Source organism: Ruegeria sp. BI12 (genome assembly GCF_056537985.1).
Genome location: NZ_JBQFSL010000001.1, coordinates 945,910 through 970,827 on the forward strand (window position 1 = coordinate 945,910; position 24,918 = coordinate 970,827).

General features: G+C 57.1%; 21 protein-coding genes. 16 read left to right on the plus strand and 5 right to left on the minus strand.

Annotated elements, in window-relative coordinates:
• Window positions 1-32 precede the first annotated feature (32 nt).
• From ACR0AK_RS04920 to ACR0AK_RS04930, 3 genes are all read left to right on the plus strand, one after another.
• On the plus strand, window positions 33-632 hold the full coding sequence (locus tag ACR0AK_RS04920; RefSeq protein ID WP_113789565.1) for a superoxide dismutase: 600 nt from the start codon (window positions 33-35) through the stop codon (window positions 630-632).
• Window positions 633-1,098: 466 nt separating this feature from the next.
• Window positions 1,099-1,512, plus strand: a complete 414-nt coding sequence (locus ACR0AK_RS04925; RefSeq protein ID WP_170564761.1) for a CHAP domain-containing protein — start codon at window positions 1,099-1,101, stop codon at window positions 1,510-1,512.
• A 386-nt stretch (window positions 1,513-1,898) separates the two neighbouring features.
• Entirely contained in the window at window positions 1,899-2,351 is a 453-nt protein-coding gene (locus tag ACR0AK_RS04930) for a baeRF12 domain-containing protein (protein WP_170564758.1), read from the plus strand.
• A gap of 49 nt (window positions 2,352-2,400) precedes the next feature.
• Here ACR0AK_RS04930 and ACR0AK_RS04935 read toward each other — a convergent pair whose 3' ends face one another.
• Window positions 2,401-2,952 carry an LOG family protein gene (locus ACR0AK_RS04935; RefSeq protein WP_480792569.1) on the minus strand — a complete coding sequence of 184 codons (552 nt, stop codon included), beginning with the start codon at window positions 2,950-2,952 and terminating at the stop codon, window positions 2,401-2,403.
• 126 nt (window positions 2,953-3,078) lie between these two features.
• Between ACR0AK_RS04935 and ACR0AK_RS04940 the strand changes: the two genes are divergently transcribed.
• The 3 genes from ACR0AK_RS04940 to ACR0AK_RS04950 all read left to right on the plus strand — a co-directional run bounded on the left by ACR0AK_RS04940 (window position 3,079) and on the right by ACR0AK_RS04950 (window position 6,755).
• The gene (locus ACR0AK_RS04940) at window positions 3,079-4,395 is read left to right on the plus strand and encodes a LysM peptidoglycan-binding domain-containing protein (RefSeq protein ID WP_480792570.1); all 1,317 of its coding nucleotides are present in this window, start codon (window positions 3,079-3,081) and stop codon (window positions 4,393-4,395) included.
• A gap of 79 nt (window positions 4,396-4,474) precedes the next feature.
• Window positions 4,475-6,274 (plus strand): ABCB family ABC transporter ATP-binding protein/permease, encoded by a 1,800-nt coding sequence (locus tag ACR0AK_RS04945; RefSeq protein ID WP_480792571.1) that lies wholly within the window; start codon window positions 4,475-4,477, stop codon window positions 6,272-6,274.
• A gap of 157 nt (window positions 6,275-6,431) precedes the next feature.
• Window positions 6,432-6,755 carry a hypothetical protein gene (locus tag ACR0AK_RS04950; RefSeq protein ID WP_170564745.1) on the plus strand — a complete coding sequence of 108 codons (324 nt, stop codon included), beginning with the start codon at window positions 6,432-6,434 and terminating at the stop codon, window positions 6,753-6,755.
• Between the two features lie 43 nt (window positions 6,756-6,798).
• Here the strand turns inward: ACR0AK_RS04950 and ACR0AK_RS04955 are convergent, their stop codons facing one another.
• Complete coding sequence (locus tag ACR0AK_RS04955; protein ID WP_480792572.1) at window positions 6,799-10,596, minus strand: efflux RND transporter permease subunit; 3,798 nt, start codon at window positions 10,594-10,596, stop codon at window positions 6,799-6,801.
• Window positions 10,593-11,825 carry an efflux RND transporter periplasmic adaptor subunit gene (locus ACR0AK_RS04960; RefSeq protein ID WP_480792573.1) on the minus strand — a complete coding sequence of 411 codons (1,233 nt, stop codon included), beginning with the start codon at window positions 11,823-11,825 and terminating at the stop codon, window positions 10,593-10,595. Before ACR0AK_RS04960 ends, ACR0AK_RS04955 begins: the two co-directional genes overlap by 4 nt.
• A gap of 226 nt (window positions 11,826-12,051) precedes the next feature.
• Between ACR0AK_RS04960 and ACR0AK_RS04965 the strand changes: the two genes are divergently transcribed.
• The 5 genes from ACR0AK_RS04965 to ACR0AK_RS04985 all read left to right on the plus strand — a co-directional run bounded on the left by ACR0AK_RS04965 (window position 12,052) and on the right by ACR0AK_RS04985 (window position 17,458).
• On the plus strand, window positions 12,052-12,723 hold the full coding sequence (locus ACR0AK_RS04965) for a hypothetical protein (protein ID WP_480792574.1): 672 nt from the start codon (window positions 12,052-12,054) through the stop codon (window positions 12,721-12,723).
• Between the two features lie 42 nt (window positions 12,724-12,765).
• Window positions 12,766-14,088: a PQQ-like beta-propeller repeat protein gene (locus ACR0AK_RS04970; protein WP_480792575.1), complete on the plus strand. Its 1,323-nt coding sequence runs from the start codon at window positions 12,766-12,768 to the stop codon at window positions 14,086-14,088.
• Between the two features lie 48 nt (window positions 14,089-14,136).
• A complete protein-coding gene (gene der / locus ACR0AK_RS04975) occupies window positions 14,137-15,600 on the plus strand; it encodes a ribosome biogenesis GTPase Der (RefSeq protein WP_480792576.1) in 1,464 nt (487 codons plus the stop codon).
• A gap of 163 nt (window positions 15,601-15,763) precedes the next feature.
• A complete protein-coding gene (locus tag ACR0AK_RS04980) occupies window positions 15,764-16,750 on the plus strand; it encodes a fatty acid desaturase (protein WP_480792577.1) in 987 nt (328 codons plus the stop codon).
• 90 nt (window positions 16,751-16,840) lie between these two features.
• Window positions 16,841-17,458 (plus strand): helix-hairpin-helix domain-containing protein, encoded by a 618-nt coding sequence (locus tag ACR0AK_RS04985; RefSeq protein WP_480792578.1) that lies wholly within the window; start codon window positions 16,841-16,843, stop codon window positions 17,456-17,458.
• A gap of 55 nt (window positions 17,459-17,513) precedes the next feature.
• Here ACR0AK_RS04985 and serS read toward each other — a convergent pair whose 3' ends face one another.
• Complete coding sequence (gene serS / locus ACR0AK_RS04990; RefSeq protein ID WP_480792579.1) at window positions 17,514-18,806, minus strand: serine--tRNA ligase; 1,293 nt, start codon at window positions 18,804-18,806, stop codon at window positions 17,514-17,516.
• A gap of 72 nt (window positions 18,807-18,878) precedes the next feature.
• The gene (locus ACR0AK_RS04995) at window positions 18,879-20,543 is read right to left on the minus strand and encodes a mechanosensitive ion channel family protein (protein WP_480792580.1); all 1,665 of its coding nucleotides are present in this window, start codon (window positions 20,541-20,543) and stop codon (window positions 18,879-18,881) included.
• A 201-nt stretch (window positions 20,544-20,744) separates the two neighbouring features.
• Here ACR0AK_RS04995 and yajC point away from each other — a divergent pair, with 201 nt between their 5' ends.
• Genes yajC through ACR0AK_RS05020 form a run of 5 tightly spaced genes read left to right on the plus strand, consistent with a single transcriptional unit; the run spans window position 20,745 to window position 24,801 of the window.
• The gene (yajC, locus tag ACR0AK_RS05000; protein ID WP_170564713.1) at window positions 20,745-21,032 is read left to right on the plus strand and encodes a preprotein translocase subunit YajC; all 288 of its coding nucleotides are present in this window, start codon (window positions 20,745-20,747) and stop codon (window positions 21,030-21,032) included.
• Window positions 21,033-21,065: 33 nt separating this feature from the next.
• Window positions 21,066-22,727, plus strand: coding sequence for a protein translocase subunit SecD (gene secD / locus ACR0AK_RS05005; protein ID WP_170564710.1), 1,662 nt, complete (start codon window positions 21,066-21,068; stop codon window positions 22,725-22,727).
• A 2-nt stretch (window positions 22,728-22,729) separates the two neighbouring features.
• A complete protein-coding gene (gene secF / locus ACR0AK_RS05010) occupies window positions 22,730-23,698 on the plus strand; it encodes a protein translocase subunit SecF (RefSeq protein ID WP_170564708.1) in 969 nt (322 codons plus the stop codon).
• Window positions 23,685-24,461 (plus strand): TSUP family transporter, encoded by a 777-nt coding sequence (locus tag ACR0AK_RS05015; RefSeq protein ID WP_480792581.1) that lies wholly within the window; start codon window positions 23,685-23,687, stop codon window positions 24,459-24,461. The genes secF and ACR0AK_RS05015 overlap by 14 nt, the downstream gene beginning before the upstream one ends.
• Entirely contained in the window at window positions 24,448-24,801 is a 354-nt protein-coding gene (locus tag ACR0AK_RS05020; protein WP_480792582.1) for an Mth938-like domain-containing protein, read from the plus strand. Before ACR0AK_RS05015 ends, ACR0AK_RS05020 begins: the two co-directional genes overlap by 14 nt.
• The last annotated feature ends 117 nt before the right edge of the window (window positions 24,802-24,918 follow it).

Genomic DNA, 24,918 nt, shown 5'->3' on the forward strand with positions numbered 1-24,918 from the left:
ACCGCAACTTACATTTTAAACAGGGGGCCGATATGGCTTTTGAACTTCCTGATCTTCCTTATGCACATGACGCGCTGGCAGCCAAGGGTATGTCCGCGGAAACACTGGAATATCACCACGACCTGCACCACAAGGCCTATGTCGACAACGGCAACAAGCTGATCGCCGGCACCGAGTGGGACGGCAAGTCGCTGGAAGAGATCATCGTTGGCACCTATGACGCAAACGCTGTCGCCCAGAATGGCATCTTCAACAACATCAGCCAGCTGTGGAACCACAACCAGTTCTGGGAAATGATGGGCCCCGGTGGCAACGCCATGCCCGGTGAGCTGGAAAAGGCCCTGACCGAAAGCTTCGGCTCGGTTGACGAATTCAAGTCGCAGTTCAGCGCTGCTGGTGCCGGTCAGTTCGGCTCGGGCTGGGCGTGGCTGGTCAAGAACGCGGACGGCTCGCTGGCCGTGACCAAAACCGAGAACGGCGTGAACCCGCTGTGCTTCGGTCAGACCGCGCTGCTGGGTTGCGACGTGTGGGAGCACAGCTACTACATCGATTTCCGCAACAAGCGTCCAGCTTACCTGTCGAACTTCCTCGACAATCTGGTAAACTGGGAAAACGTTGCATCGCGGATGTAATCGTAATCCCGATTTGGGTTTTTAAAGGGCCTGCTGGCGTCAACGCTGGCAGGCCTTTTTTGTATTTTGATGCTTGTTTTTGGTGTCGATGCTGCGTTTTGCAAATTGCAGTGACTGACTACTGTACATTCAGCGACGCATTCTTATTCGGGCGCGGCGTTTATCAGCAATTGTGAAAGGACGGCGTCCACCTCAGCCACTGAGCCAAATATGGCACAGGGGACTGGCAATAAATTGCTGCGAAATTGGTGGGCCTCTTTTCATTAAAGATCAAATCATCGTAGAACCTCGTCAGTTTTCGAAACAACACTGAAGCCTCTTGGAAAACAGCGCCCGCAAAACAAATACGATTTGGCCGCGCCTGTCCGGTACAGCCCGAACCGCGATTGCGATTGGGGTGTTCAGTCTTTTGTCTGCTTGCGCCGAGAGGTCAACTGATGCAGACCTTAATCCGGAACGTCAGTCGATGGCTTTACGCGAGGTCGCGCAAAAGCAAGCCCGTGGGCAAAGGGTGTGGTGTGTGCCCTACGCAAGGAACCTCAGCGGCATCCAAATTCGCGGTAATGCCAAGGATTGGTGGGGCAAAGCGCGCAGTACTTTTGAACGGGGCAATGAACCAGCTGTCGGTGCGGTTATGTCGTTTCGTGCAACCCGGGGAATGCCTTTGGGCCATGTGGCGGTCGTGTCCAAAATTGTCACGGATCGGACAATTGTCGTGAATCACGCCAACTGGCATCGAAACAAGGTATCATTGAAAATGGGCGTCACGGACGTATCCAAACACAATGATTGGACCTTGGTCCGCGTTGAAACCCGGCCGGGCCAGTATGGCAGTTCTTACCCGGTGAATGGGTTTATTTATCCGAAAGATGGCGGGTAGCTCAAATTCTCTTCGCGTCTTCTGCGAGGTGTCGAAATGCTCGGCAAGTGTTTCCCGTTTCGGCCGTGAAGCGCGAATAATACCCGGCGGCGCGAAAGCCGAATGCCGGCATCCACCGTATAGCTGAGTTTAGTTGAAAAAAGCCATTCAACAGTATCGGTGCTACCCTAATGCGGCGCCATAAGAGAAAACCTGCCGGTACGTCAACTTTCGAATTGAGACCTATTGTACGCCGCCCCGCAGTACCTAGCTAAAGTATGCGGAGGGAGAGAGCCGCAAACCACTAAGAAAACCGTCAGGTAACGCGCTGAATGACTTTGGCGCGTCACGGGTGAGCTGTGCCTGACGCATGAGGAATGGCCTCACCGCCATAACAGGAGAACACAATGGTCGAACTTGCACAGGGAACATGGGTCGTCATTGCCGATGGGGAAAAGGCGCTGTTCATGGAGAACGTCACAGATGCCGAGGATCCCAATTTGGTTGTCGTATCGGTCGAGGAAAGCGACGGGTCAGTCGCCAAACCTACAGACCGGGCCGGTCGTCGTTTCGACACTGGCCCGAACCAGAAATCGGCCGTGGAAGAGAGTAAATGGAAATCCCATGCGAAAACCTTGTTCGTGCAGGATGTTGCCAACCTGTTGAACCGTAAGGGACTAAAAGGGGCCTATAAACGTCTGGTATTGGTGGCCAGCCCGCATGTTCTGGGACTACTGCGTCGGCGGTTGCACAGCGAAGTATTGGGCAAAGTGGTGGCCGAGGTCGATAAGACCCTGACCAATCACCCGCTGCACAAAGTTGAACAAGTGTTGCGTCAGCGCCTTGCCCCTGCGACTTGAATTCGGTGTAACCATACGGGCGGTTTTGACCGCCCGTTTACCAACCGCGTTAGCTCAGAACTTTCCTGAGCACTGTCAGTGCCGCGTTGGGGTCGTCGACCCATGTGATGAAGTCTGACAGAGACGCGTCGGCAAAGCCTTGGCCGATGACCTGTTGCAACAACTCGTGCAGCGTATCCCAATACCCATCCACATTCATGACTAGAATGGGCTTGTCGTGCAGGCCCAACTGTCGCCAGGTAAGCGCCTCGAACAACTCGTCCAGCGACCCCGGACCGCCGGGCAGGACGATGACAGCATCGGCGTTCATGATCATGACCTTCTTACGTTCGTGCATCGTCTCGGTGACCACGAAACGGGTCAAATCCGTTTTACCTACTTCACGTTGCAGAAGATGTACGGGGATGACGCCGAACGTGTCGCCGCCAGCGGATTGCGCGGCACGTGCAACCTCGCCCATCAGCCCGACATCTCCGGCACCGTAGACCAGTCGCCAGCCTTCTTCGGCCAAAAGGGTTCCGAAGTGCTGCGCCGCTTCGGAATAGGCCGGATTCGCGCCATTTCGTGACCCGCAATACACACAGACAGATTTCTGAGACATGGGTTGGCTTCTCCGGGCTTGTATCTGGGCTTTTGACCCGTGATAGCGGGATTGATAGATTGGCTCAACCGTCAGGCAGAATGTGTTATACTCAAGGCACTTGCGCTGCGGAGTGAAGGGAAAAGAATGAATTCCAATTCGGGAAGCGAAAGTTCCGGAACTTTCACCTGGGGGGTGATTGCCGGCGTCGTCGCACTGGTCGGAGCCGGTGGGTTGTACCTGTCCGGTATCTTCGGTGCTGGTCCTCAGGACGCTGTGCCGCAACAAGACACCGCCGTCCAGACCACGGAAGCAGCCAGTGCGAATTCTACCCCCTCTGAGGATCAGAGCGCGGTAGCTCAGGAACAGGAAACCATTGATCAGCCTGATGGCACTTCTGTACCAGCGAAGGACACGGCCGAAGCCGAGCCGGTTGCCGCACCACCGACTCTGGACCAGATTTTTGTTGAACCCGACGGAAATACCGTTCTTTCGGGCAACGCAGAACCGGGTGCGGACATCCGCGTTTTGCTGGATGGTGAGCAGGTACACAGCTTTACCGTCGACGACTCCGGTCAGTTTGCCGAGTTTCTGTTGATCCCATTCTCAGATGATGCACGCGGGTTAACACTGGAAACTGCGGGTGAGGATCAAACTGTCCGTTCGGACGATTATTTGATTGCAGCCTTGCCTGAACCGGAACCGGCGATTGAGCAGATAGCGGCCTTGGAAACAGGTGACGCCGCCAGTGATGAAACTGCAGAGGCGCAAGACACGTCGACGCCCGCATCGACAGATGAAACAGCGACAACCGGTGACGCCGAAACGGCGGATGAACCCGCAGATCAACCAGAGGATCAGCCCCAGGAAAATGCACAACAAGTCGCTGAAGAAAGCAATGAAAGTCAACAGGTTGCTATTTTGCGTTCAGGTGAAGACGGGGTTGAACTGGTTCAATCTCCAACAGCTGCACCCGATACCTCGGCTGAGGTGGCGTTGGACACGATCGGGTATTCTGACGCTGGCGACGTTGAACTGACAGGTCGGGTGCCGGACGGGTCTGCGGTGCGGCTGTACCTCGACAACCAGCTCGTCGCCGATCTGCCGCTGGTTGATGATGGTAAATGGCGCAGCGAGTTGGAAGGGATTGACCCTGGCATCTACACCCTGCGCGTGGATGAAATCGCAACGGATGGCACAGTGGTCAGCCGCCTTGAAACGCCGTTCAAGCGTGAACCACTGGAAGTTCTGCGTGCCGCAGAAGGTGGTGACCAGCCCGAAAGCGAACCGGATACGCCCCCGATCCGCGCGGTCACCGTGCAGGAAGGCGACACGCTTTGGGCCATTTCGCGTGACCGGTTCGGCGACGGTATCTTGTACGTGAAACTGTTCGAGGCCAATCGCAACGCGATCCGCGATCCGGACCTGATTTACCCGGGGCAGATCTTTACCATCCCGGAATAAACTTTTCCCTCTGGCCCTTGCCGGGCCCGGGGTCTATCTCTGACCGCAGATCAGGTACGTGATGAGACGAGCAGCCCCAATGACCTCAGCCGATTTACCTACGTCCGAGGAACGCCGCTCTGGCTGGCGCACGATCCGCAAGGTTGCGCCGTATCTGTGGCCTGACGACGAGCCTTGGGTAAAACGTCGCGTCGTCTTGGCGATGGGCATGTTGGTTCTGGCCAAGCTGATCGCAGTCTATACCCCGATCCTATACAAAGGCGCGGTCGATGGGCTGGCGGGCGAAGGTGTTCCGCCGCTAGCGTTGGGTGCTGTTGGTCTGACGGTGGCGTATGGCGTCGCGCGGATGATGACCGTCGGCTTCCAACAGCTTCGTGATGCGGCCTTTGCTCCGGTTGGGCAGCGAGCCTTGCGTGCGCTGGCGTTGGAGACGTTCCAGCATATCCACCAACTGTCCATGCGTTACCACGTGACGCGTCGCACCGGAGGGCTGAGCCGGATCATTGAGCGCGGCGTGAAAGGCGTGGAATTCCTACTGCGCTTTTTGCTGTTTTCCATCGGCCCGCTAATCCTGGAACTGGTGCTGGTCGCGATCATCCTGATGTGGTTGTTCGACGTCTGGTACCTGGTTGTCGTTGCTGTCACGATCGCGCTTTACATCTGGTTTACCTTTGCGGTGACCGAATGGCGCGTGAAGCTGCGCCGCGAAATGAACGATCAGGATACCGAGGCCAACCAACGTGCAATCGACAGCCTACTGAACTTCGAAACCGTCAAGTATTTCAACGCGGAACAGCGCGAAGCTGAACGGTACGATGTGTCGATGAAGGCCTATGCCGGAGCGGCGCTTAAAACGGCCTATTCGCTGGCCTTCCTGAATTTCGGCCAGTCCTTTCTGATCACATGCGGGCTGATCGGCGTGATGGTTCTGGCAGCCCTTGGGGTCCAGCAAGGAACGCTGACCGTTGGGGACTTCGTCATGGTCAATGCATATATGATTCAGATCACTGTGCCTCTGAACTTCTTGGGCACGGTCTATCGGGAAATCCGCCAATCTCTTGTCGATATGGGGCAAATGTTCGACCTGCTGGAGCAACCGACCGAGGTGCAGGACAAGCCCGACGCGCCCGATCTTGTGATCGATGGTGGCGAGGTAACTTTGGACAATGTCCACTTTGGCTATGATGCGGATCGCGAAATCCTCAAAGGCGTGTCACTGACGGTTCCCGCCGGGCAGACTGTCGCAATCGTGGGCGCCACTGGCTCGGGCAAGTCTACAATTGGCCGCTTGCTGTTCAGGTTTTACGATGTCACTGGTGGCGCGTTGAAGATCGACGGACAGGACGTGCGCGATGTGACCTTGGAAAGCCTGCACGCGGCCATCGGCGTTGTGCCGCAGGACACGGTGCTGTTCAACGATACTATCCGCTACAACATTGCCTATGGCCGGGATGGAGCTACTCAGGCCGATGTCGAAGCTGCAGCCAAGGCAGCTCAGATCCACGATTTTATTGTGACCTTGCCCGAAGGCTACGACACCAAGGTTGGCGAACGGGGTCTGAAGCTGTCGGGCGGCGAAAAGCAACGGGTGGGCATTGCGCGGACACTGCTGAAAAACCCGCCGATCCTGCTGTTGGACGAGGCGACCTCGGCGCTGGATACGGATACCGAAAAGGACATCAAGGACGCTTTGGCGCGAGCAGGCGAGGGGCGAACCGTGATGACGATTGCACATCGCCTGAGCACCATTGCTGAAGCGGACCGTATTGTCGTGCTGGAACGTGGCGAAATCCTGGAGCAAGGCACTCATGACGAGCTGTTGCAGCGCGAAGGCCGCTATGCACAGCTTTGGAGTCGCCAGCAAGCGGACGCCGCCTGACCCAGTCGCAGGACTATAGGTAGGCGTAAACAGAACAGCGCTCAAAAAATGCGGTTGTTCGCCCAAGTTTAATTTGACGCTCATTTTTGTTGGTGACAATTCAAATAAAGTCACGGTGCCAGGCATTTGGACCGGACTTTAAACAAAGGAATATCGAATGAAAAAGCGTGCAGCAGCAGCGTTTACCGCAGCTGTTCTTATGGCGACTTCGGCCTTTGCCGAGGATCTTGAGTTTCTGGTGGTGAACGAATCCAGCGCGGATCTGGTCGAATTCAATATCTCACCCGCGTCCTCCGATAGTTGGGAAGGAAACTTGCTGAGCGGCGGCTATGTGGCACCCGATTACGAAATCGACGTTGTGATCGCGGATGGTCTGACAACTTGTGTTTATGATATTCGGGGCGGGTTTGACGATGGCTCGTCGGTTGAAGACTTCGGTCTGAACCTGTGTGATCTGGGTGAGTATGTATTCACCGACTAAGTCTTAAAAAGAAAATGGCGAACCCTGTGGTTCGCCATTTGCATTACTCCGCCGCCTTGAGGGGGGATGTCGGCGGGTGATCAGGACGCTCGTCCTTGTCGGCCTCTGGTGAAGGTGCGGTGGGTGTCTCATCCCCCCAAACAACTTCCGTGGCCTGTACCTGACGTGCAGCGCGACCCACGGCCATATCCTGAGCGATTTGGCTCGTACGACCCGCGGTTGCTCTTGCCAGTGTTTTGGCCGCCCAAACAGCATAGGTGGTAACCCATACCCGCAGCGCCAGGAACGATGGCGTTACGATTAGAGTCAGGACCGTTGCGATACCCAGCCCAAACACAACCGCGGTCGCCAGTTGTTTCCACCAAAGCGCCGTCGGGCTGTCGATAGAGTAACCGCCGTTGATGAAGTCCAGCGACAATCCGAACATCATCGGTGTCAGGCCGGCCATCGTGGTCAGGGTGGTCAGAAGAACCGGACGAATACGCGCCTCAGCCGTACGGATGATCGCCTCGATCCGGGGCATATATCGGCTATATTCCTGATAGGTATCGATCAGAACAATGTTGTTGTTCACCACAATCCCTGCCAACGCCACAATCCCTGTCCCGGTCATGATGATCGAAAACGGTTGCTGCATGACCATCATCCCGATCAGAACACCGGTGGTCGAAAGGACAACCGCCAGCAGAACCAGAACCGAGTTGTAGAACGAGTTGAACTGCGCCAGCAGGATCACGAACATCAGCCCCAGCGCACCGGCAAAGGCGTTCATAAGAAACGCCCCTGATTCTGCCTGATCTTCCTGATCTCCGGTCCATTCCCAGCTGACTGTGTTTGCGAAGGGATCGGTTTCCAGCCATTCGGTCAGAACTGCAATGCGTTCGTTGGGATTGATCAGGCTGAGCCGGGCGTCGCCGGAGTCAATGTCGGCACGCACAGTGTCGATGTTTTCTGCACCTGTCAGCGTCACCAGTTCATAGAGGTTGCCCTTCGGGCCGGTGAGCGTTGCGCCGGTTGGTTCAGCTCCTTCTACCACCTCCCGCACGATCGCCAGACGCTGTTCGGTGCCATCGGGGTTATCCAAGACAACCTTGCTTAGACCCGGTTCAACATCCGCCTTCACATCGTAATAGCGCTGCTGGTTGACCCGGTTGATCTCGGCCAGCTTGGCCACTGGTTTGCGCGTGACAAAATTGGACAGGGGCACAAGGCCATCTGGCGTGCGAACTTTGAGCGTGTCCAGCGTGGACAGAACGCGGTCGGCATCGGGCAAGCGGACGCGGATTTCGATCTCTTCGTCCACGGTGTCCGGGCGCATTTCTCCCAGCAGCAGCCCGCGCGTGACCAACTGTACCATCGCGCCAACGGTCGCCACATCGGCGCCGAAACGTCCCGCTTTTGCGACATCCACATCAATCTGCCAGTCGATACCGGGCAGGGGAAGCGTGTCTTCGATCTTGATCAGACCCGGGGTCTCATCGAAAACCTCTCTCGCGGCTACGGTGGCCGCGGTTAGGTCGTCCCAGCCGTCCGCCTTTATACGAAGGTGAACCGGTTTGGCCGAGGCCGGACCTTGTTCCAGTGGTTGGATATCAACGATGAAGCCCGGCAGGTTGGCAAGATCAGCGGTCAGATCGTCCAGAACCACGTTTCCATCATATTCCGGTGCAATGGTTTCGCGATCCAGCAACCCGCCCAAAATCGGTTCGGACAGATTGGGCCGGTCCTCCCACGGGATGATCTCGAACTGGACACGGCCTACAGTATCAGCCGGTGCCTCTGCACCGCCGTTGTTCTGATTCAACCCGCCTTCACCCGCAAAAGCAAAGACGTTTACGACCGCAGGATGCGCGCTGATGATCTCTTCGGCGGCCAAAACCATCGCGTCCTTTTCCGTCAGCGAGAGGTTGCCCCGCGCGCGGACATAGGCCGTGGCCTGTTCCGGCTCGGTTTCCACAAAAAACTCGACACCGCGATTGTTGTTGCCAAAGGCGGTCATCACTGCGACGACGGCGAAACCGATCGCTAAGATGGAAACAATTGGCATGATCGGATTGCCGACCAAGAATTTCATCACGTAGCCAAAGTTGGTATGTTCTCGGGCAGTGTGGACATGGTTGTCCGGCGCGCGCTGGATTTTGGCCGCGCTCAGCGTGATCGACCCGCCAAAGGCTCCGAACATCAGCAAAAGGGCACCAAATACCACACCGCCAGCGGACGATCCGGGCATCAGGTAATCGGGGTTCACCATCTGCATCGCGCCCAGGAACATCATATACAGAACCGGTGGGATCATGATGACGCGCACCCACCACGCCGTTCTGGCGCGCAACCAGTCAGAAGTGCGGTCAAACACGCGGCTCACCCGCCCCGAGACGCCACCCACAACCGGCAGATAGACCAGAGCCACGACCAACGATGCCGACAAAACAAAGATCAGCGTGATCGGCAGCATCTTCATGAACTCGCCCGGAACGCCGGGCCAGAACAGCATGGGTAGGAAGGCACAGAGTGTTGTCGCGGTCGACGACACAATGGGCCAGAACATCCGTTGTGCTGCCTCAACATACGCATGCATCGGGCCGACGCCTTCCTTGATGCGTTTGTCAGCATACTCCACGACAACGATGGCCCCATCGACCAGCATCCCCACGGCCAGGATCAACCCGAACATCACCATGTTCGAGATTGTGACCCCGATCATTGCCAGAAAGGCGAAACACAGCAGGAATGAGGTTGGAATTGCAAAGCCCACCAGCAGAGCCGCGCGGGTCCCAAGCGAAGCCAGAACAACGATCATTACCAGAGCGATAGCGGTCAGAACCGAGCCTTCGAGCTGGCGAACCATCGAATCGACAATGCGGCTCTGGTCATTTGAGGTGCCAAGTTGGATGGCCGCCTGCATATCGGCGGGCCACTTGGCTTGTGCGGTGGCAATGGTCTGTTTCACGCCATCAACCGTGTCGATCAGGTTAAAACCCTTGCGCTTTACCACCTGCAGCGCGACGGTCTGCTCTCCGTTGAAACGGGCAGTCCCTTCGCGGTCTTCGAAGGTATAGTTGACCTGCGCCAGTTCACCCATTGTGACGACCCGGTCGCCATTAACCTTGACTGGCAAATCATAAACATCCTGCGCAGTTTTGAAGGATGATGGGATCTTTACCGAGAATGCGCCCTGTTCCGTTTCGACTTCACCGGCTGCAATCAATTGGTTGTTATTGCGAACTACGTCGATAAGTTCAGCTGCGGTAACATTGTACGCCTCAAGTCGCAGAGGGTCGATGATCACCTCTAGCAACTCGTCCCGATTGCCCGCGATGCCGGCTTCCAGAACGGAGTCCATGGCCTCGAGGTCATCCTGCAAGTCCTTGGCGACGCGCGCCATTGTGCGTTCCGGGACCGCCCCTGTCAGGTTGACGATTACAATGGGGAATTCCGAAAAATTGACCTCGGTGATCGTGTATTGCTCGGCTCCGTCGGGGAACTCGCCCTGGGCAGTGTTCATCGCGTCACGCACATCGGCGATGGTGGCGGACTTATCCCACCCGAACTCGAACTCCATCAGGATGCCGGCGTAGCCCTCGGCGGCGGTTGCTGTCATCTTATCCAGCCCGTCGAGATCGGCCATCTCGGTTTCCATAGGCTTGACAAGAAGATTTTCGCTGTCCTCAGCTGAAATGCCCGGGAACTGGACCGATACGAACAGCATCGGGATATCGATGTCCGGTTCGCCTTCTTTCGGCAGGTTCACATAGGCAAACCCACCAATCACAATCGATATAGCGATAAAGGCCAGAACCATTCTGGCCCGGCCGGCGGCCCAACTGACGATTCCGGTCATTTCGCGGCTTCCTGATATGTAGGCTCGACGATGACGCCACGGGTCACGAATTCCTGCCCGACAACGATGATGTCCACAGTTTCCAGCAGCCCACCGACCCAAACGCCTTCCGCGGTGTCACGCAGAAGAACAATGGGTTGGAAATCGACCACGTTGCCTTGGCCAACGACGCGAACACCGAGTTGACCGCTATTGTTCAAAGTCAGCGCTGATTGCGGTAGGAAATGCGCCTTGGCTCCGGCGGCCGAAATGCTGATGTCGGCGGTCTGACCGTCCCGAATGGCCAGTTCCGGGTTGGGAACGGTGATCTCGACCTCGAAGGTACGGGTAGTTTCATCGGCGGAACGGCTCAGGAATGTCACGCGACCGGCGACTTGCAGACCGGTTACCAATTGCGCTTTGGCCTCGGAGCCAACAATCACTCGGTTAACTTCGGTTTCAGGAACAAACCCAACCAGCTTGATCGGGTCCAGTTGGATAACGGTCGCGCATAGCGAGCCGGGCTGCATCAGGCTGCCCAATTCGGCGGTGTCGCTTTCCAGAAGGCCTTTGAATGGGGCTTCGATTGTCTGGCGGTCAATTTCGCGTTCCGCTGCTTTGACTTCGGCCGTTGCGGCTTCGATCCCGGCGCGGGTGGCCTCAAGGCCGGCTTCAGCAGTTTTGATGCCAGCCTCAGCGGTCCTCATGGAGGCCTCGCTTGAGATTCTGCGTGTTTCCGATCCAAACCCGGAATCGGACAGCTTGTTTGCGGCTGTCAGGTTGATCTCGGCCTCGGCAACGCGCGCATGTGCTTCTTCCAGACGGGCTTCGGCTTCTGGAATGCGGCTTTCGGCCTCCAGCTTAGCAGCCTTGGCTTCGGCCAAACTGGCGGGGCGGGTGCCCGGGTCCAGCTCGCACAGGAGATCGCCAGCTTCGACGAACGTACCTTTGCGTTTGGGTTCAGAGATGACAGTCGAAGTGGTTTCGGCCAGAACTTCGACCTGGCGGTTGGCCTTGGTCTGGCCTCGCAACAGTACGGCGCTGTCAATTTCGCGTGCGGTTGACCTAAGGGCAACTACGCCAATCAACGACTGATTCACGTTCGCTATGTCGCCGGATTCGCCGGCAGCTTCGGGGCTGGCCTCGGCTTCAGCGCGTCCGGCAAAGGCGAACAGGGTGTCTCGTTCAAAAACCAACAAAAACAAAATAACAATCACCAAAGCGGCGTTTGCCAATGAAATCAAGCGCATGCAGGACAACTCCCAGAATTCTTTGCCACGTCATATTTGGCGGTCATGCTAGAAAGTGGGGACGATTATGTACCGTTTCCACACTAAACTGAATAGTTCGGTTTAATTTTTTCTACAAGAGCGGAGGCCCCCGGCTGGATTGTGGAAAATCGGGCTCTTGGCTTGGCGATTGCGCCGGGGTATGACATGGCGCCATACACCAAGGATGCAGCCCCGGAGGGCAGGGATGAGCGACGTCGACAGTTTTATTGATGAGGTGACCGAAGAGGTGCGCCGCGACCGACTGTTTCTGCTGTTGCGCAGATGGGGTTGGGTCGGTGTGCTTGCGGTTGTCCTGATCGTGGGCGGTGCTGCGTTCAACGAAGTACGCAAGTCGCGCGCAACCAGTCAGGCGCAGAATTTGGGTGATTCAATCCTGGCGGCGCTGGCACAGAATCAGTCGGATGACCGGGCCGCCAGCCTTGCCGCCGTCGAAACGCAATCGCCGGGTGGGGATGCGGTTCGCAACATGTTGTTGTCGGCCTCTCAGCTTGAGGCCGGATCAGAGCCGGATGCGGTCGCCAGTCTGAACGCCGTTGCATCGCAAGGGGATCTACCGGAAATTTATCGTGCGATCGCAGCGTTCAAGGCGCTGCTTTTGCAAAGTGACACTATGCCGGCAGCCGATCGTCGCGTTCAATTTGAAGCGCTGGCCGCACCGGGTGCGCCGCTGCGGTTGCTGGCCGAGGAACAACTGGCCCTGATTGATGTGTCCGAAGGCAATGTTGAAGCGGCCATCACGCGGTTGCAGACTTTGCGGCAGGACGCAGAGGTTGGCGTGGATTTGCAGCAGCGTGCAGCTCAGTTGATTGTGGCACTTGGTGGCGAACCAGAGCCACTGGTAGCCCAGCAGGGCTGATCTGGTGACGGCAAGAAAAATCACAGGCGAGTTCGGAATATCATGGTAGCAAGTCTATTCTCCCGTATTGGATTGCCGCTGGCAGCCCTTTCCCTGACCATGGTCGCTGCCTGTCGCGAGCCCGAAGTCATTTTGCCGGGGCCGCGTGAAGATATTCGTCCCGCTATCGATTCCGAAACAGTGGAAATCCGCGGTTCGAAACCGATCAGTTTGCCTGCCCAAAAAGCCAATGCAAGTTGGCCGCAAAGCCCGGGTACGGCTGCGTTCCGTACGACCAACGCACAGTTGCGCACCACGCCGCAGCGTGTCTGGTCCGCATCCATCGGTAAGGGCGACTCGCGCAAGCAGCGGATCACAGCCGACCCCGTTGTGGCTGGTGGGTTGATCTATACGCTGGATGCAGGGGCAACGGTGTCCGCTGTGTCGCCGCAAGGGCAGCTCGTTTGGGACACCGATCTGATTCCACCAAGTGATGGCGACTCGGACGCCACCGGTGGCGGCTTGGCGTACGACAATGGTGTGCTTTATGTCTCTTCGGGTTATGGCCGACTGACAGCGCTGGATGCCAAAACCGGTACAGTTCGCTGGCAAAAGAGGTTGAACGCAACCGGCAGCGGCGCGCCGTTGGTCAGCAACGGGCTGCTGTATCTGGTCGCCGGTGATGAAACCGGGTGGGCAGTCAACACTAAGGACGGCCGCATAGCCTGGCAAATTCAGGGCATCCCAAGTGTCGGCAACGTTTTGGGCGCGCCCGCGCCAGTTATCGCATCAGATTTTTCCGTATTCGCCTTTGGCTCGGGGGATATCTCAGCGACGTTCCGTCGAGGAGGTATTCGCCGCTGGAACGCTTCTGTCGCCGGCGGACGTCGTGGACGAGCAGCGGCGCAAATCGTCGATGTGACCGGCGGACCGATGGTGGTGGGCGACAAGATTTATATCGGCAACCATTCCGGGCGCACGGTCGCGTTTGACGCAAATTCCGGCGAACGGATTTGGACCGCAGACGAAGGGGCCGTCGATACGGTCTGGGCCGCAGGAAACAGCATTTTCCTGATTAGCGACCGCAGCCAACTGGTGCGGCTGGACGCGGCAACCGGAGCGATTGTCTGGGCGCAGGACCTGCCGGGCTTTGTCAAAGACAAGCCGGGGCGCCGTGGGCCGATCTATGCGCATTACGGGCCGATCATGGCGGGCGGGCGCATCGTTATTGCCTCGAACGACGGCTATATTCGGTTCTTCAGCCCGGTTGACGGCACGCTGGTTCACCGCGTCGAAGTGCCAGGTGGCGCGACGACGGCGCCGGTTGTGGCCGGACAGACGCTGTACGTTGTGTCGACCAAAGGTGATTTGCACGCTTTCCGTTGACCACAAGATGCGCTAAAGGGCGCGTCTGAGTCTTGAAAGTTGAGTATCATGTCGCTGACCCTCGCCATCGTGGGGCGCCCGAATGTGGGCAAATCCACCCTGTTCAATCGCCTTGTGGGCAAACGTCTGGCCTTGGTCGACGACCAACCCGGCGTGACACGTGACCTGCGCGAAGGCGAAGGGCGCTTGGGTGATCTGCGCTTTACGGTGATTGACACTGCAGGCCTCGAGGACGCAACCGATGACAGCCTTCAGGGCCGCATGCGCCGCCTGACCGAGCGGGCAGTGGATATGGCCGATGTTTGCCTGTTCATGATTGACGCGCGCGTCGGGATCACACCAACCGATGAGATGTTTGCCGAGATTCTGCGCAAACGCTCCAAACACGTGATCCTTGCTGCCAACAAGGCCGAAGGAAACGCGGCGGACGCCGGCGTGCTGGAAGCCTATAATCTGGGTCTGGGTGAACCGGTTCGCCTGTCGGGCGAGCATGGCGAGGGGATGACGGATCTTTATTCTCAGCTTATGCCGTTAGCCGACGCGGCCGAGGAAAAGGCCGTCGACGATGCCCCGGAGACTGATATTGAATTGGACGAGGATGGAGAGGGCGAAACGCCACTGATCACCGCCGCCAAACCGCTACAGGTGGCTGTCGTCGGGCGCCCGAACGCCGGTAAATCCACGTTGATCAACAAGATCGTTGGCGAAGACCGTCTGCTGACCGGCCCCGAAGCCGGGATTACACGCGACGCGATCAGCCTGCGCCTAGACTGGGCGGACCCGGACGGGGAAAGCACGCCCATGCGTATCTTCGATACCGCCGGGATGCGCAAAAAGGCCAAGGTGCAGGAAAAGCTGGAAAAGCTCTCGGTTTCGGATGGTTTGCGCGCGGTGAAGTTCGCCGAGGTTGTGGTGGTTCTGCTGGACGCCGCGATTCCGTTCGAACAGCAGGACCTGCGCATTGCCGACCTGGCTGAGCGTGAAGGCCGCGCTGTCGTTGTCGCCATCAACAAATGGGACATTGAAGAAGACAAGCAAGAAAAGCTGCGGGATCTAAAAGAGTCGTTCGAGCGTTTGCTGCCGCAGTTGCGAGGCGCGCCTTTGGTGACGGTTTCGGCAAAGACGGGTCGGGGGCTGGAACGTCTGCGTGCCGCCATCCTGCGTGCGCATGACGTCTGGAACCGCCGCGTTCCGACAGCTGCGTTGAATCGTTGGCTGACGGCAATGCTGGAACAGCACCCGCCGCCAGCGCCACAGGGCCGCCGGATCAAACTGCGCTATATGACTCAAGCCAAGACCCGCCCACCTGGGTTTGTGGTCATGTGTTCGCACCCTGACAAGATGCCGGCCAGCTATACGAGGTATCTGGTCAATGGCCTGCGCGAAGATTTCGATATGCCCGGCACTCCGATCCGTCTAACTTTGCGCGGCCAGGGGGACAAGAACCCCTACAAGGGACGCCGCAAGAAAAACGCGGGTGCATTGGCCAAACATCTCAAAGGCCGCGCGTAACTGCGCCAATTTTCAGCATTTTTGTCTGAGGGGCGTGACAGCCCCATTTCCCCGCGCTAGCATTCACTGGCGTGCATCTGTTTCGCGCGCATATTATTTCATGCGGAACTTCCGCACCCGTTTTTGACAACCATTGGACCTAACCAACGTGGGGAGCGGCTGGATGGATCTGAGGGAATACACAAGGCACTACGCGGTTCAGGACAACAGATTGGCCGCGCTTAGCTATTTTGGAACCTTCGCGGTGTATTTCACATCACTTGCGCTGGCGATTGCCTATGTGGATCGCTGGTACGTCATGATCCCGGCCGGGATCGTCTTTGCCTTTTCTGCGGTGCGCCTCTACGTGCTACAGCACGACTGCGGACATCACTCTTTGTTCGAAACGCGTGCCCAGAACGAATGGGCCGGGCACGGGCTGTCGCCGTTCACCTTTGCTCCGTTCGAAGTGATGAAGCAGAACCATAATCTGCATCACGCAGGTATTGGCAATCTGGAGCATCGCGAAACCGGCGAAATCCACACCATGACTCTGCGAGAATGGAACGCGGCTGATTGGAAAACGCGCTTGTTTTACAGGCTTTACCGCAACCCGTTCATCCTGGTTCCAGCAGGGGCACTGTTCACCTATTTCATTCGCTACCGCTGGCCCAAGAATACGGTGCGGTTTGGCGTCAAAGGCGTTTTGCTGCACAATCTGTCGATCATCGTTTTTCTTGGCCTTCTGTATTTGATCGCAGGCACAACAGGTATTTTGGTTTGGTTAGTGTTTTCGCTGCTGGGCGGGATGCTGGGGGTGTTTCTGGTCTACCTGCAGCATAATTTCGAGGACACTTATTGGGATCGTCGCCCGGATCTGGACCCAAAACTGGCAGCGCTGCAGGGATCATCCGCGTTGGATTTTGGGTGGTGGTTCGACAATGCGGTCGCTTGCATCACGCTGCATGACATCCACCATTTCAATGCCCGCATTCCGTCGTACCGGCTGCGTGCGTGCCACTATAACCTTCCGCCAGAATTTACGCCGCGTCGGATTAAATTCCCCGAGGCCGTCGCGGCATTGAACCTGAAACTGTGGGACGAGGACGCCAAGCGGCTTGTGCCGTTTCCCAGAAAGGATCAATCCGGTAATCTTGCACACAGTAATTGACCAAATGGCCCGCATCTCTGGGCGCAGGCTTGTGAGAGAGTGTATCCAGTATACATAGGACAACGCAGGGAAAATCAGAAAGGACAAAGAATGACCGCAGTGACCGCAATAAAAGGCGTCGGAGAAGGGCTTGCAAAGTCGTTGTCTGCCAATGGTTTCAAAACCGCCGAAGCCGTAGCCAAAGCAACCCCCGCTGCACTGGTCAAAGTCCCCCGTATCGGCACAGCCCGCGCGGCCAGTTTGATCGCAGCTGCGAAAGTGGCGACAGCGGCTAAACCGACGGCGGCAAAACCCGCGGCGGCCAAGCCTGCCGCTAAGCCTGCGGCCAAGCGGACTGCTGCGACAACAGCAACGCGCCGCGCGCCTGCCAGAAAAACTGCGCCGCGCCGACCCGCGGCGCGCAAGACCATTGCCGCCGCTGCAGCCGAGAAACGGGCGGAGGAGGCTGCACGCAAAGCGGCGGAGGAGAAAGCCGCAGCCGCATTGGCAGCAGCCAAGGCTAAGAAGAAGGCAAAGGCAAAAGCCAAGGCTGAAAAGGCCGCAAAAAAGCTGCAGGAGATGGAAGCAGTCTTCTCGAAAGCCAAGGACAAAGTGAAGGCCAAGGCGAAGAAAGATAAGAAGAAAGACAAAAAGGACGGCAAGAAAAAGGCCGACAAATCGGACAAAAAGAAAGACAAGAAGAAGGGTAAGAAAAAGGCGAAGAAGTAAGGCTTCTCCGCCTGGTAGTTTCTTGAACCGGTGCCCTATTGGGCTCCGGTTTTCTTTATGCCAGCGTTCCGTCCAACTGCAGCGTCAACTTGCCGCCCAGGTAATGGGACAGAACCTCGGGCAAGGTAACGGTGCCGTCTGCATTCTGGCCGTTTTCCAGCACAGCGATCAAACAGCGCCCAACGGCCAGACCTGATCCGTTCAGCGTGTGGACGTATTCCGGTTTGCCGCCACCTTCGGGACGGAAGCGCGCGTTCATCCGGCGCGCCTGGAATTCACCGCAGGTCGAGACCGAGCTGATCTCGCGGTACGTATCCTGACCCGGCAGCCAGGCCTCGATATCAAAGGTCCGGCGCGCGCCAAAGCCCATGTCCCCAGTGCACAGAATCACCGTACGATACGGGATGCCCAGTTTTTCCAGAATGCCCTCGGCACAGCGCAGCATACGTTTCTGTTCGTCGTCGGACTTGTCGGGATGTGTGACTGAGACCATCTCGACCTTTTCAAACTGGTGCTGACGCAGCATTCCACGCGTGTCTTTGCCTGCCGATCCAGCCTCGGACCGGAAGCACAGGGAATGTGCCGTATAGCGGCGGGGCAGGTAATTTTCCTCGATCATCGTGTCGTTGACGATGTTGGTCAGCGAAACCTCAGAGGTTGGGATCAGCCACCAGCCCTCGCGGGTCTGATAGCTATCCTCGCCGAACTTCGGCAACTGGCCGGTGCCTTGCATCATTTCGGACAGAACCAGAACCGGGCCGTTTACCTCGGTCAGCTCGTTTTCGTTAATGTGCGTGTCCAGCATGAACTGCGCCAAGGCGCGGTGAACGCGGGCGACGCCGCCGGACAGCAGCACAAAGCGCGAGCCAGACAGTTTTGCCGCTGTTTCGAAATCCATGCCGTTTTGAACAGCCTCGATTTCGAAATGCTCTTTAGGTGCAAAATCCAACTCTCGCGGAGTGCCCCATCGGTTGACCTCGACATTGTCGTTCTCATCCGCACCTTCAGGCACGTCCTCAGCGGGCAGGTTCGCGATGCGGATCAACTGATCAGTCAGCAACGCGTCCAGGTCCTTGGCCTCGGTTTGCATCCGAGAGATTTCGGCCTTTTTTTCAGCGACCAGCGCGCGCAGACGCTGAAATTCAGCTTCGTCACCGCGTGCCTTGGCAGCGCCAACTTCCTTGCTGGCCTTGTTCTGTTCGGCTTGCGCCGTTTCCGCGGCCAAAATCTTGGCCCGGCGGCTTTCGTCCAGCCTTAACAAATCTGACGACACCGGCGCGTCCCCACGGCGCGCAAGTGCGGCGTCGAAGGCGGCTGGGTTTTCGCGAATGGCGCGGATGTCGTGCATGGTTCAGATCCTTAAATGCGTGAATCACTGAAACCGCTTATGCACCATCTGAAAGGCAGGGTGTAGCGCCGGTTACGACTTATCGGCGTCCGCGTGTGTTTCATGCGCCAGATGGCCATCCCAATGCTCGGTCGGGATCTTGGGATCAGGCGGATCAGCCATGTAAGAAGGCGTCATGATTTGCACACCGTTTTCATTGAACACGGCCACGATATTGCGATGCAGGTCCGACCGGATTTTCGGAATTATACTGCCTCGGGTCGTGTAGCCGTTGATCTGGTAATTGATCGCGTAGTCCGCCAATGCCGTCCACAAAACAAAAGGTTCCGGTTTGGCCTTGATACCCTTGGTCCGGTTGGCGGCCTCGATCAACATCGCCTCGACCTTTTCCGGTGGCTCTTCGTAACCAATGCCGACCGTAGTGTGCAGCAGCAGTCCGCTTCCATCGGTCTTCTTCGAGAAGTTGACCACGTCCGAGTTCATAAGTTGCGCATTTGGGATCGAGATCAGCTCGTTCTTGATGGATTTCAGATGCGTCTCCATCAGCTTGATCTGAACCACGTCACCTATGTGATCGCCGATTTGAATGCGATCCCCAATTGAAGTCGAACGGCGGTAGATCACGAACAGGCCGGCCAACATGTTTGACACCACTGAATTGGCGCCAAGCGACAGCATCGCGCCCACGAGAATGGTCAATCCTTGGAATGCAGCCGAGTCCGATCCAGGGATGTAGGGGACCGCGAAGACCAAGGCGATTAGGATCACCACAACACGGGCTATGTTGAAGGTTGGGCTGACCCAGTGTTTTTCGAAATCGCCCATATCGAATGAACCCGCTTCGACAGCGTCAAAAAACACCCGCATCCCCTTGATGATGTACATCGTTACCCAGGCGATCAAACCCAGCATGATCATGTTGGGGATGTAGCTGATAACGCCTTTGAAGATCAGCAGGACAGGCTCTGTCAGGTAGGTCAGCAGAAGCTGGGCGAAATAGCGGGTTTCGGCGAAGGCCAGCAGAACAAACGAAAGGTAGTAGTAGAAACCCAGGAAGAAGATGATGAGCAGAACAAAACTCAGCCCGTACCGGACGAGCGCTGCAATCGCCTCAGCCTGAACGCTTTTGGCCGTCGCGGTTTCCACGTCTTTAAGATGACGCGAGACAAACTTCAGTGTCTTCCTTCGTATCCGACGGTGCAACCAGAGGATCGCAACGACAAACGCAACAAACCCCAAGGTCCATGCGGCGGCCTCGATCGCACCGGAAACGCGCGCCTGTTCGGTGCGGTTGGAGCGATAGGATTCAATGGATTGTTTGATCGCGTCCCCGTGTAAAACACTCAGAACACTCAGTTCCATTTGTTCCAATTCGGCGTCAGCTTCGGTAACGATCGAGATTCTCTCACCATCAGCCAGTGTCCAGATACCAAACTCGGTTTCTTCGTATGTGATCTCGACCTTGGGCGTGTCCGAGGCTTCGGCGACTTCGACAATCTTGTTCTGAACAATCTCCGCTCGTTCGGGGGCGGGCAGGGCACTAGACCCACGGACCCGGAACAACACGTCTCCGTCCACTATAACCGGGGCGACGAAGGCATCCGATTCCGTACCCTCAGAAGCCGCCGGCTCGGCCGGTGTTTCCTGTGCCGACACAGCGTCTGAGAGCCAAAGACTGGCAGCCAGCGCTGTCACAAAATAAGCCAACAAAAGGAAGGGCTTGAATTGTCGTGTCATATGTCCCCCTTAGCCCAAACTATACCCAGTTTCGGTGACCTGCCTAGGACATATCTGCAACGCCTGGCTTGTTCTTTGCACACTGTGGTCAGATCCCGGTGGAGTTCGGCGCGGCCTTCGCTTGCAAAGGCGCAACTCAGAGCATAGGTTCTCGCCAAATTTGCGGAGCTTCTCCGCAGCACCAAAACAAAGGAATATCCCATGGAAGGTGGCGCAATCGCCCAGTTTCTCCCGCTGATCCTGATCTTTGCGATCATGTATTTTCTGCTCATCCGCCCTCAGCAGAAAAAGATGAAGCAGCATCAGGCCATGGTCGAGGCAGTGCGCCGCGGCGATCAGGTCGTCACCCAGGGTGGATTGATCGGCAAGGTGTCCAAGGTCAAGGAAGGCGACAACGAGATCGAAGTTGAAATCGCCGAGGGTGTGAAGGTTCGTGTGGTCAAATCGACCATTGCGCAGGTTCTGAACAAAACCGAACCTGCGAAGTAACTTCGCGCGATAATTCCTTGAAAAGGCAGGGTAATGCTGCAAATTGATACCTGGAAGCGGGTTCTGATCTGGTCGGTCTGCGTGATCGGCCTGCTGATGGCCCTGCCGAATGCGTTTTATACGCGCGTCGAGCAATCCAACGATGCCAAGGCCGCAATCGAGCTTGGCATCGACACTCCTGAAATGCAGGCCGAGGCGGCGCAATGGCCGAACTGGCTGCCGTCGTCCTTGGTCAATCTTGGCCTTGATCTGCGCGGTGGCGCGCATTTGCTGGCTGAAGTTCAGGTCGGTGATGTGTACGAATCCCGGATGGAGGCAATGTGGCCCGAAATCCGCGATGCGCTGCGAGATGAACGCGCCACGGTTGGCACCATTCGGAAACAAGATTCCGCTCCGGACGAGATTCGGGTGCGCATCAGTCAGCCCGAGGGCATGTCGCGTGCGTTGGAAGTTGTGCGCGGTCTGGCCCGTCAGGTGCAGACCCTGACAGGGGTAGGTGCGACCGATATCGAGGCGCGGGCTGAAGGTGACACAATCGTCGTTCAATTGTCCGAGGCGGAAAAGCTGGCCTCAGACGACCGAACCGTGCGCCAGTCGCTTGAAATTGTGCGCCGCCGTATTGACGAAGTCGGTACACGTGAACCCACAATCCAACGCCAGGGTGCGGATCGTATCCTGATTCAGGTGCCAGGTATCGGCAGCGCTGGTGAACTGAAGGAGATCATCGGCACCACTGCTCAGCTGACGTTCAACCCGGTTGTGGGGCGGGGTACCAACCCGGACGCAGTGCCGGGGATTGGCGAAAAGGTCCTCCCCTCTATCGACGAAACCGGCTTGTTCTATACGGTCGAGTCGGCTTCGGTCGTCACCGGTGAAGAGCTGGTGGACGCGCAGCCGGCCTTCGATCAGAACGGTCGCCCGGCGGTCAGCTTCAGGTTCAATACATCGGGAGCGCGCAAGTTCGGCGACTATACGCTGGAAAACATCGGCCAGCCTTTCGCAATCATTCTTGATGATGAGGTCATCTCGGCCCCTGTCATTCAAAGCCACATTCCAGGCGGCTCGGGCATAATCACCGGCAACTTCACCGTTGAAGAAAGTACCAATCTGGCAGTTCTGTTGCGCGCAGGTGCTTTACCAGCGGGGCTGGAGTTCCTCGAGGAACGGACCATTGGTCCGGAATTGGGTCAGGACAGCATTGATGCCGGCAAGGTCGCGACGATCGTAGCCTTTGCCGCAGTGCTGGTTTTCATGGCGCTCAGCTACGGCCTGTTTGGTATCTTTGCCAACATCGCTCTGATCATCAACGTGGGCCTGCTGTTTGGCCTGCTGTCCCTGATCGGAGCGACCCTGACACTGCCTGGTATCGCTGGTATCGTACTGACGGTTGGTATGGCGGTGGATGCCAACGTGCTGATCTTTGAGCGGATCCGAGAAGAATTGAAATCCGCAAAGGGCCCTGCACGCGCCATCGAGTTGGGTTATGAAAAAGCACTCTCGGCTATCCTGGATGCGAACGTCACAACGTTCATCACCGCCGTGATCTTGTTTGCAATGGGCAGCGGCCCGGTACGCGGTTTCGCAATTACGTTGGGTCTTGGTATTCTGACCTCGGTCTTCACCGCGATCTTCGTGACGCGTTTGATGATCGTCATCTGGTTCGAACGCCGCCGCCCGAAAACGATCGAGGTTTGATCATGAGACTGAAACTCGTACCCCAGAACACCTCGTTCGATTTCTTCAGCCGCTGGAAGATCTGGCTGGGAATCTCAGCCCTTATGATGATCGTGGCCTTCACGTCCTTCATGCTTCAGGGCCTGAACTTCGGTATCGACTTCCGGGGCGGTACCACGATCAGAACTCAAAGTGCAGAAGTCGTGGATGTTGGTGCTTATCGCGAAGCCATTGCGCCGCTGGAATTGGGCGACGTGACCATTACTGAGATTTTCGATCCCACTTTTGGTGAGGACGAAAACGTCGCGATGATCCGCATTCAGGCGCAAGCCGATGCCGAGGCTGTGTCGGCCGCAACGGTGACTGCCGTGGAAGAGGCGCTCAAAATCGCTGCGCCAGATATTCAGTTTGTGTCCGTCGAATCTGTCGGCCCCAAGGTCTCGGGCGAATTGATCCAAACGGCGGTGATCGCAGTGGTGCTCGCTATTGGCGCGGTGCTTGTTTACATCTGGCTGCGCTTCGAATGGCAGTTCGCTTTGGGCGCTGTGGCCGCGCTGGTACATGACGTGATCCTGACAATTGGGATTTTCTCGGAACTGCAAATCCGGTTCGACCTGGCTATCATCGCCGCGCTGTTGACCATCGTTGGCTATTCGCTGAACGACACTGTGGTCGTGTTCGACCGCGTCCGCGAGAACCTGCGGAAGTACAAGAAGAAGGACCTCAAAGAGGTTCTGAATATCTCGATCAACGAAACACTCAGTCGAACAGTAATGACCTCGGTTACCACCCTGTTGGCTCTGATCTCGCTCTATGTGCTGGGCGGGGACGTGATCCGCGGCTTTGTCTTCGCGATGATCTGGGGCGTGATCGTGGGGACATACTCTTCGGTCTTTGTGGCCTCGACCATCCTGCTGTGGTTGGGCGTCAAACGCGACTGGTCGAAGCCGTCAAACAACGCGGGCAACCAGTTCGCAAATGTGGACGCCTGATCTGCTCGGCCAGTCCCCCACGGGGCTGGCCGTTATCGTTTTGGCAGCGACTCTGGGCGGGATCGTACGCGGGTTCTCCGGCTTTGGGACCGCGTTGGTTTTTCTACCTTTGGCCACCCCATTCCTTGGTCCGTTCGGAGCGTTGATCGGATTGACGGTCATGGACATCTTCGGGCCTCTCCCTAACCTCCGTCGGGCGTGGCGTGCCGTTGACCGTGGCGATCTGATGCGACTGTTGTTGGGTTGCGCTTTGGTCCTGCCAATTGGCTTGTGGATACTTACGCAGGTCGAGCCAGAGGTTTTTAGATACGCCGTCAGTATCCTCGCCCTGTTTATGCTTGCGATTCTGATTCTAGGACTGCGCTATCAAGGGCGCGTGCGACGTACGATGGTGACGGCGATCGGTGGAGCTGCAGGGTTTCTCGGCGGGGTTGCTGGGCTGCCTGGGCCGGCGGTGATCCTGTTCTACATGTCCCGTCCACTGCCGGTTGAGGTCATTCGGGCCACCATCCTGCTATTCCTATTTGGTTTCGACTTTCTGATTTTCGGTTTCCTGACCAGCATGGGGCGGGTGACCCTTGATAGTGTTGTGCTGGGGTTGGCTCTGTCTGTCCCGAACCTTTTGGGCAATTGGCTGGGCGGCTGGTTGTTCAATCCGGAAAAAGAAAAGGTTTATCGCACCGCAGCCTATGTGATGATCGCGCTTGCCGCCTTGTCCGGCTTGCCGCTTTGGGGCATAGAAGACATCCATGCGGTTGAATGAGATCACATATAACGGCGCATCACCCGTCGACGGGTACGGACCAGGTTTTTTCCGTATCAGTGGCCGGGTTTATGAAGGCTCGGTTCTGACTGGACCTTCGGGTACCGCCAGCTGGGGTGGATACGACGACCCGACGCCCTTACTTGGACTGGCCGCGCAGGTGGATGTCATCTTGATCGGAACGGGCACTGAGTTGGCCCATATCCCCACAGCGCTTCGATCAGCGCTTGAGCAAGCGGGCATGGGGGTTGAGATCATGAACTCGCCGGCAGCCTGTCGCACTTACAATGTTCTGCTCTCTGAAGGGCGTCGCATAGCGCTGGCTATGCTTGCCACCTGACGGGTTCCTCTTCATCTGGGTGAAAGTATCCCGGGGAGCGCGAGGGCTTGGCCGTTCGCATTTAAGGTTATCCAATCGCAGAATGGGTGTCGCCCTGCGTCAAATCCCGCCTTTTGC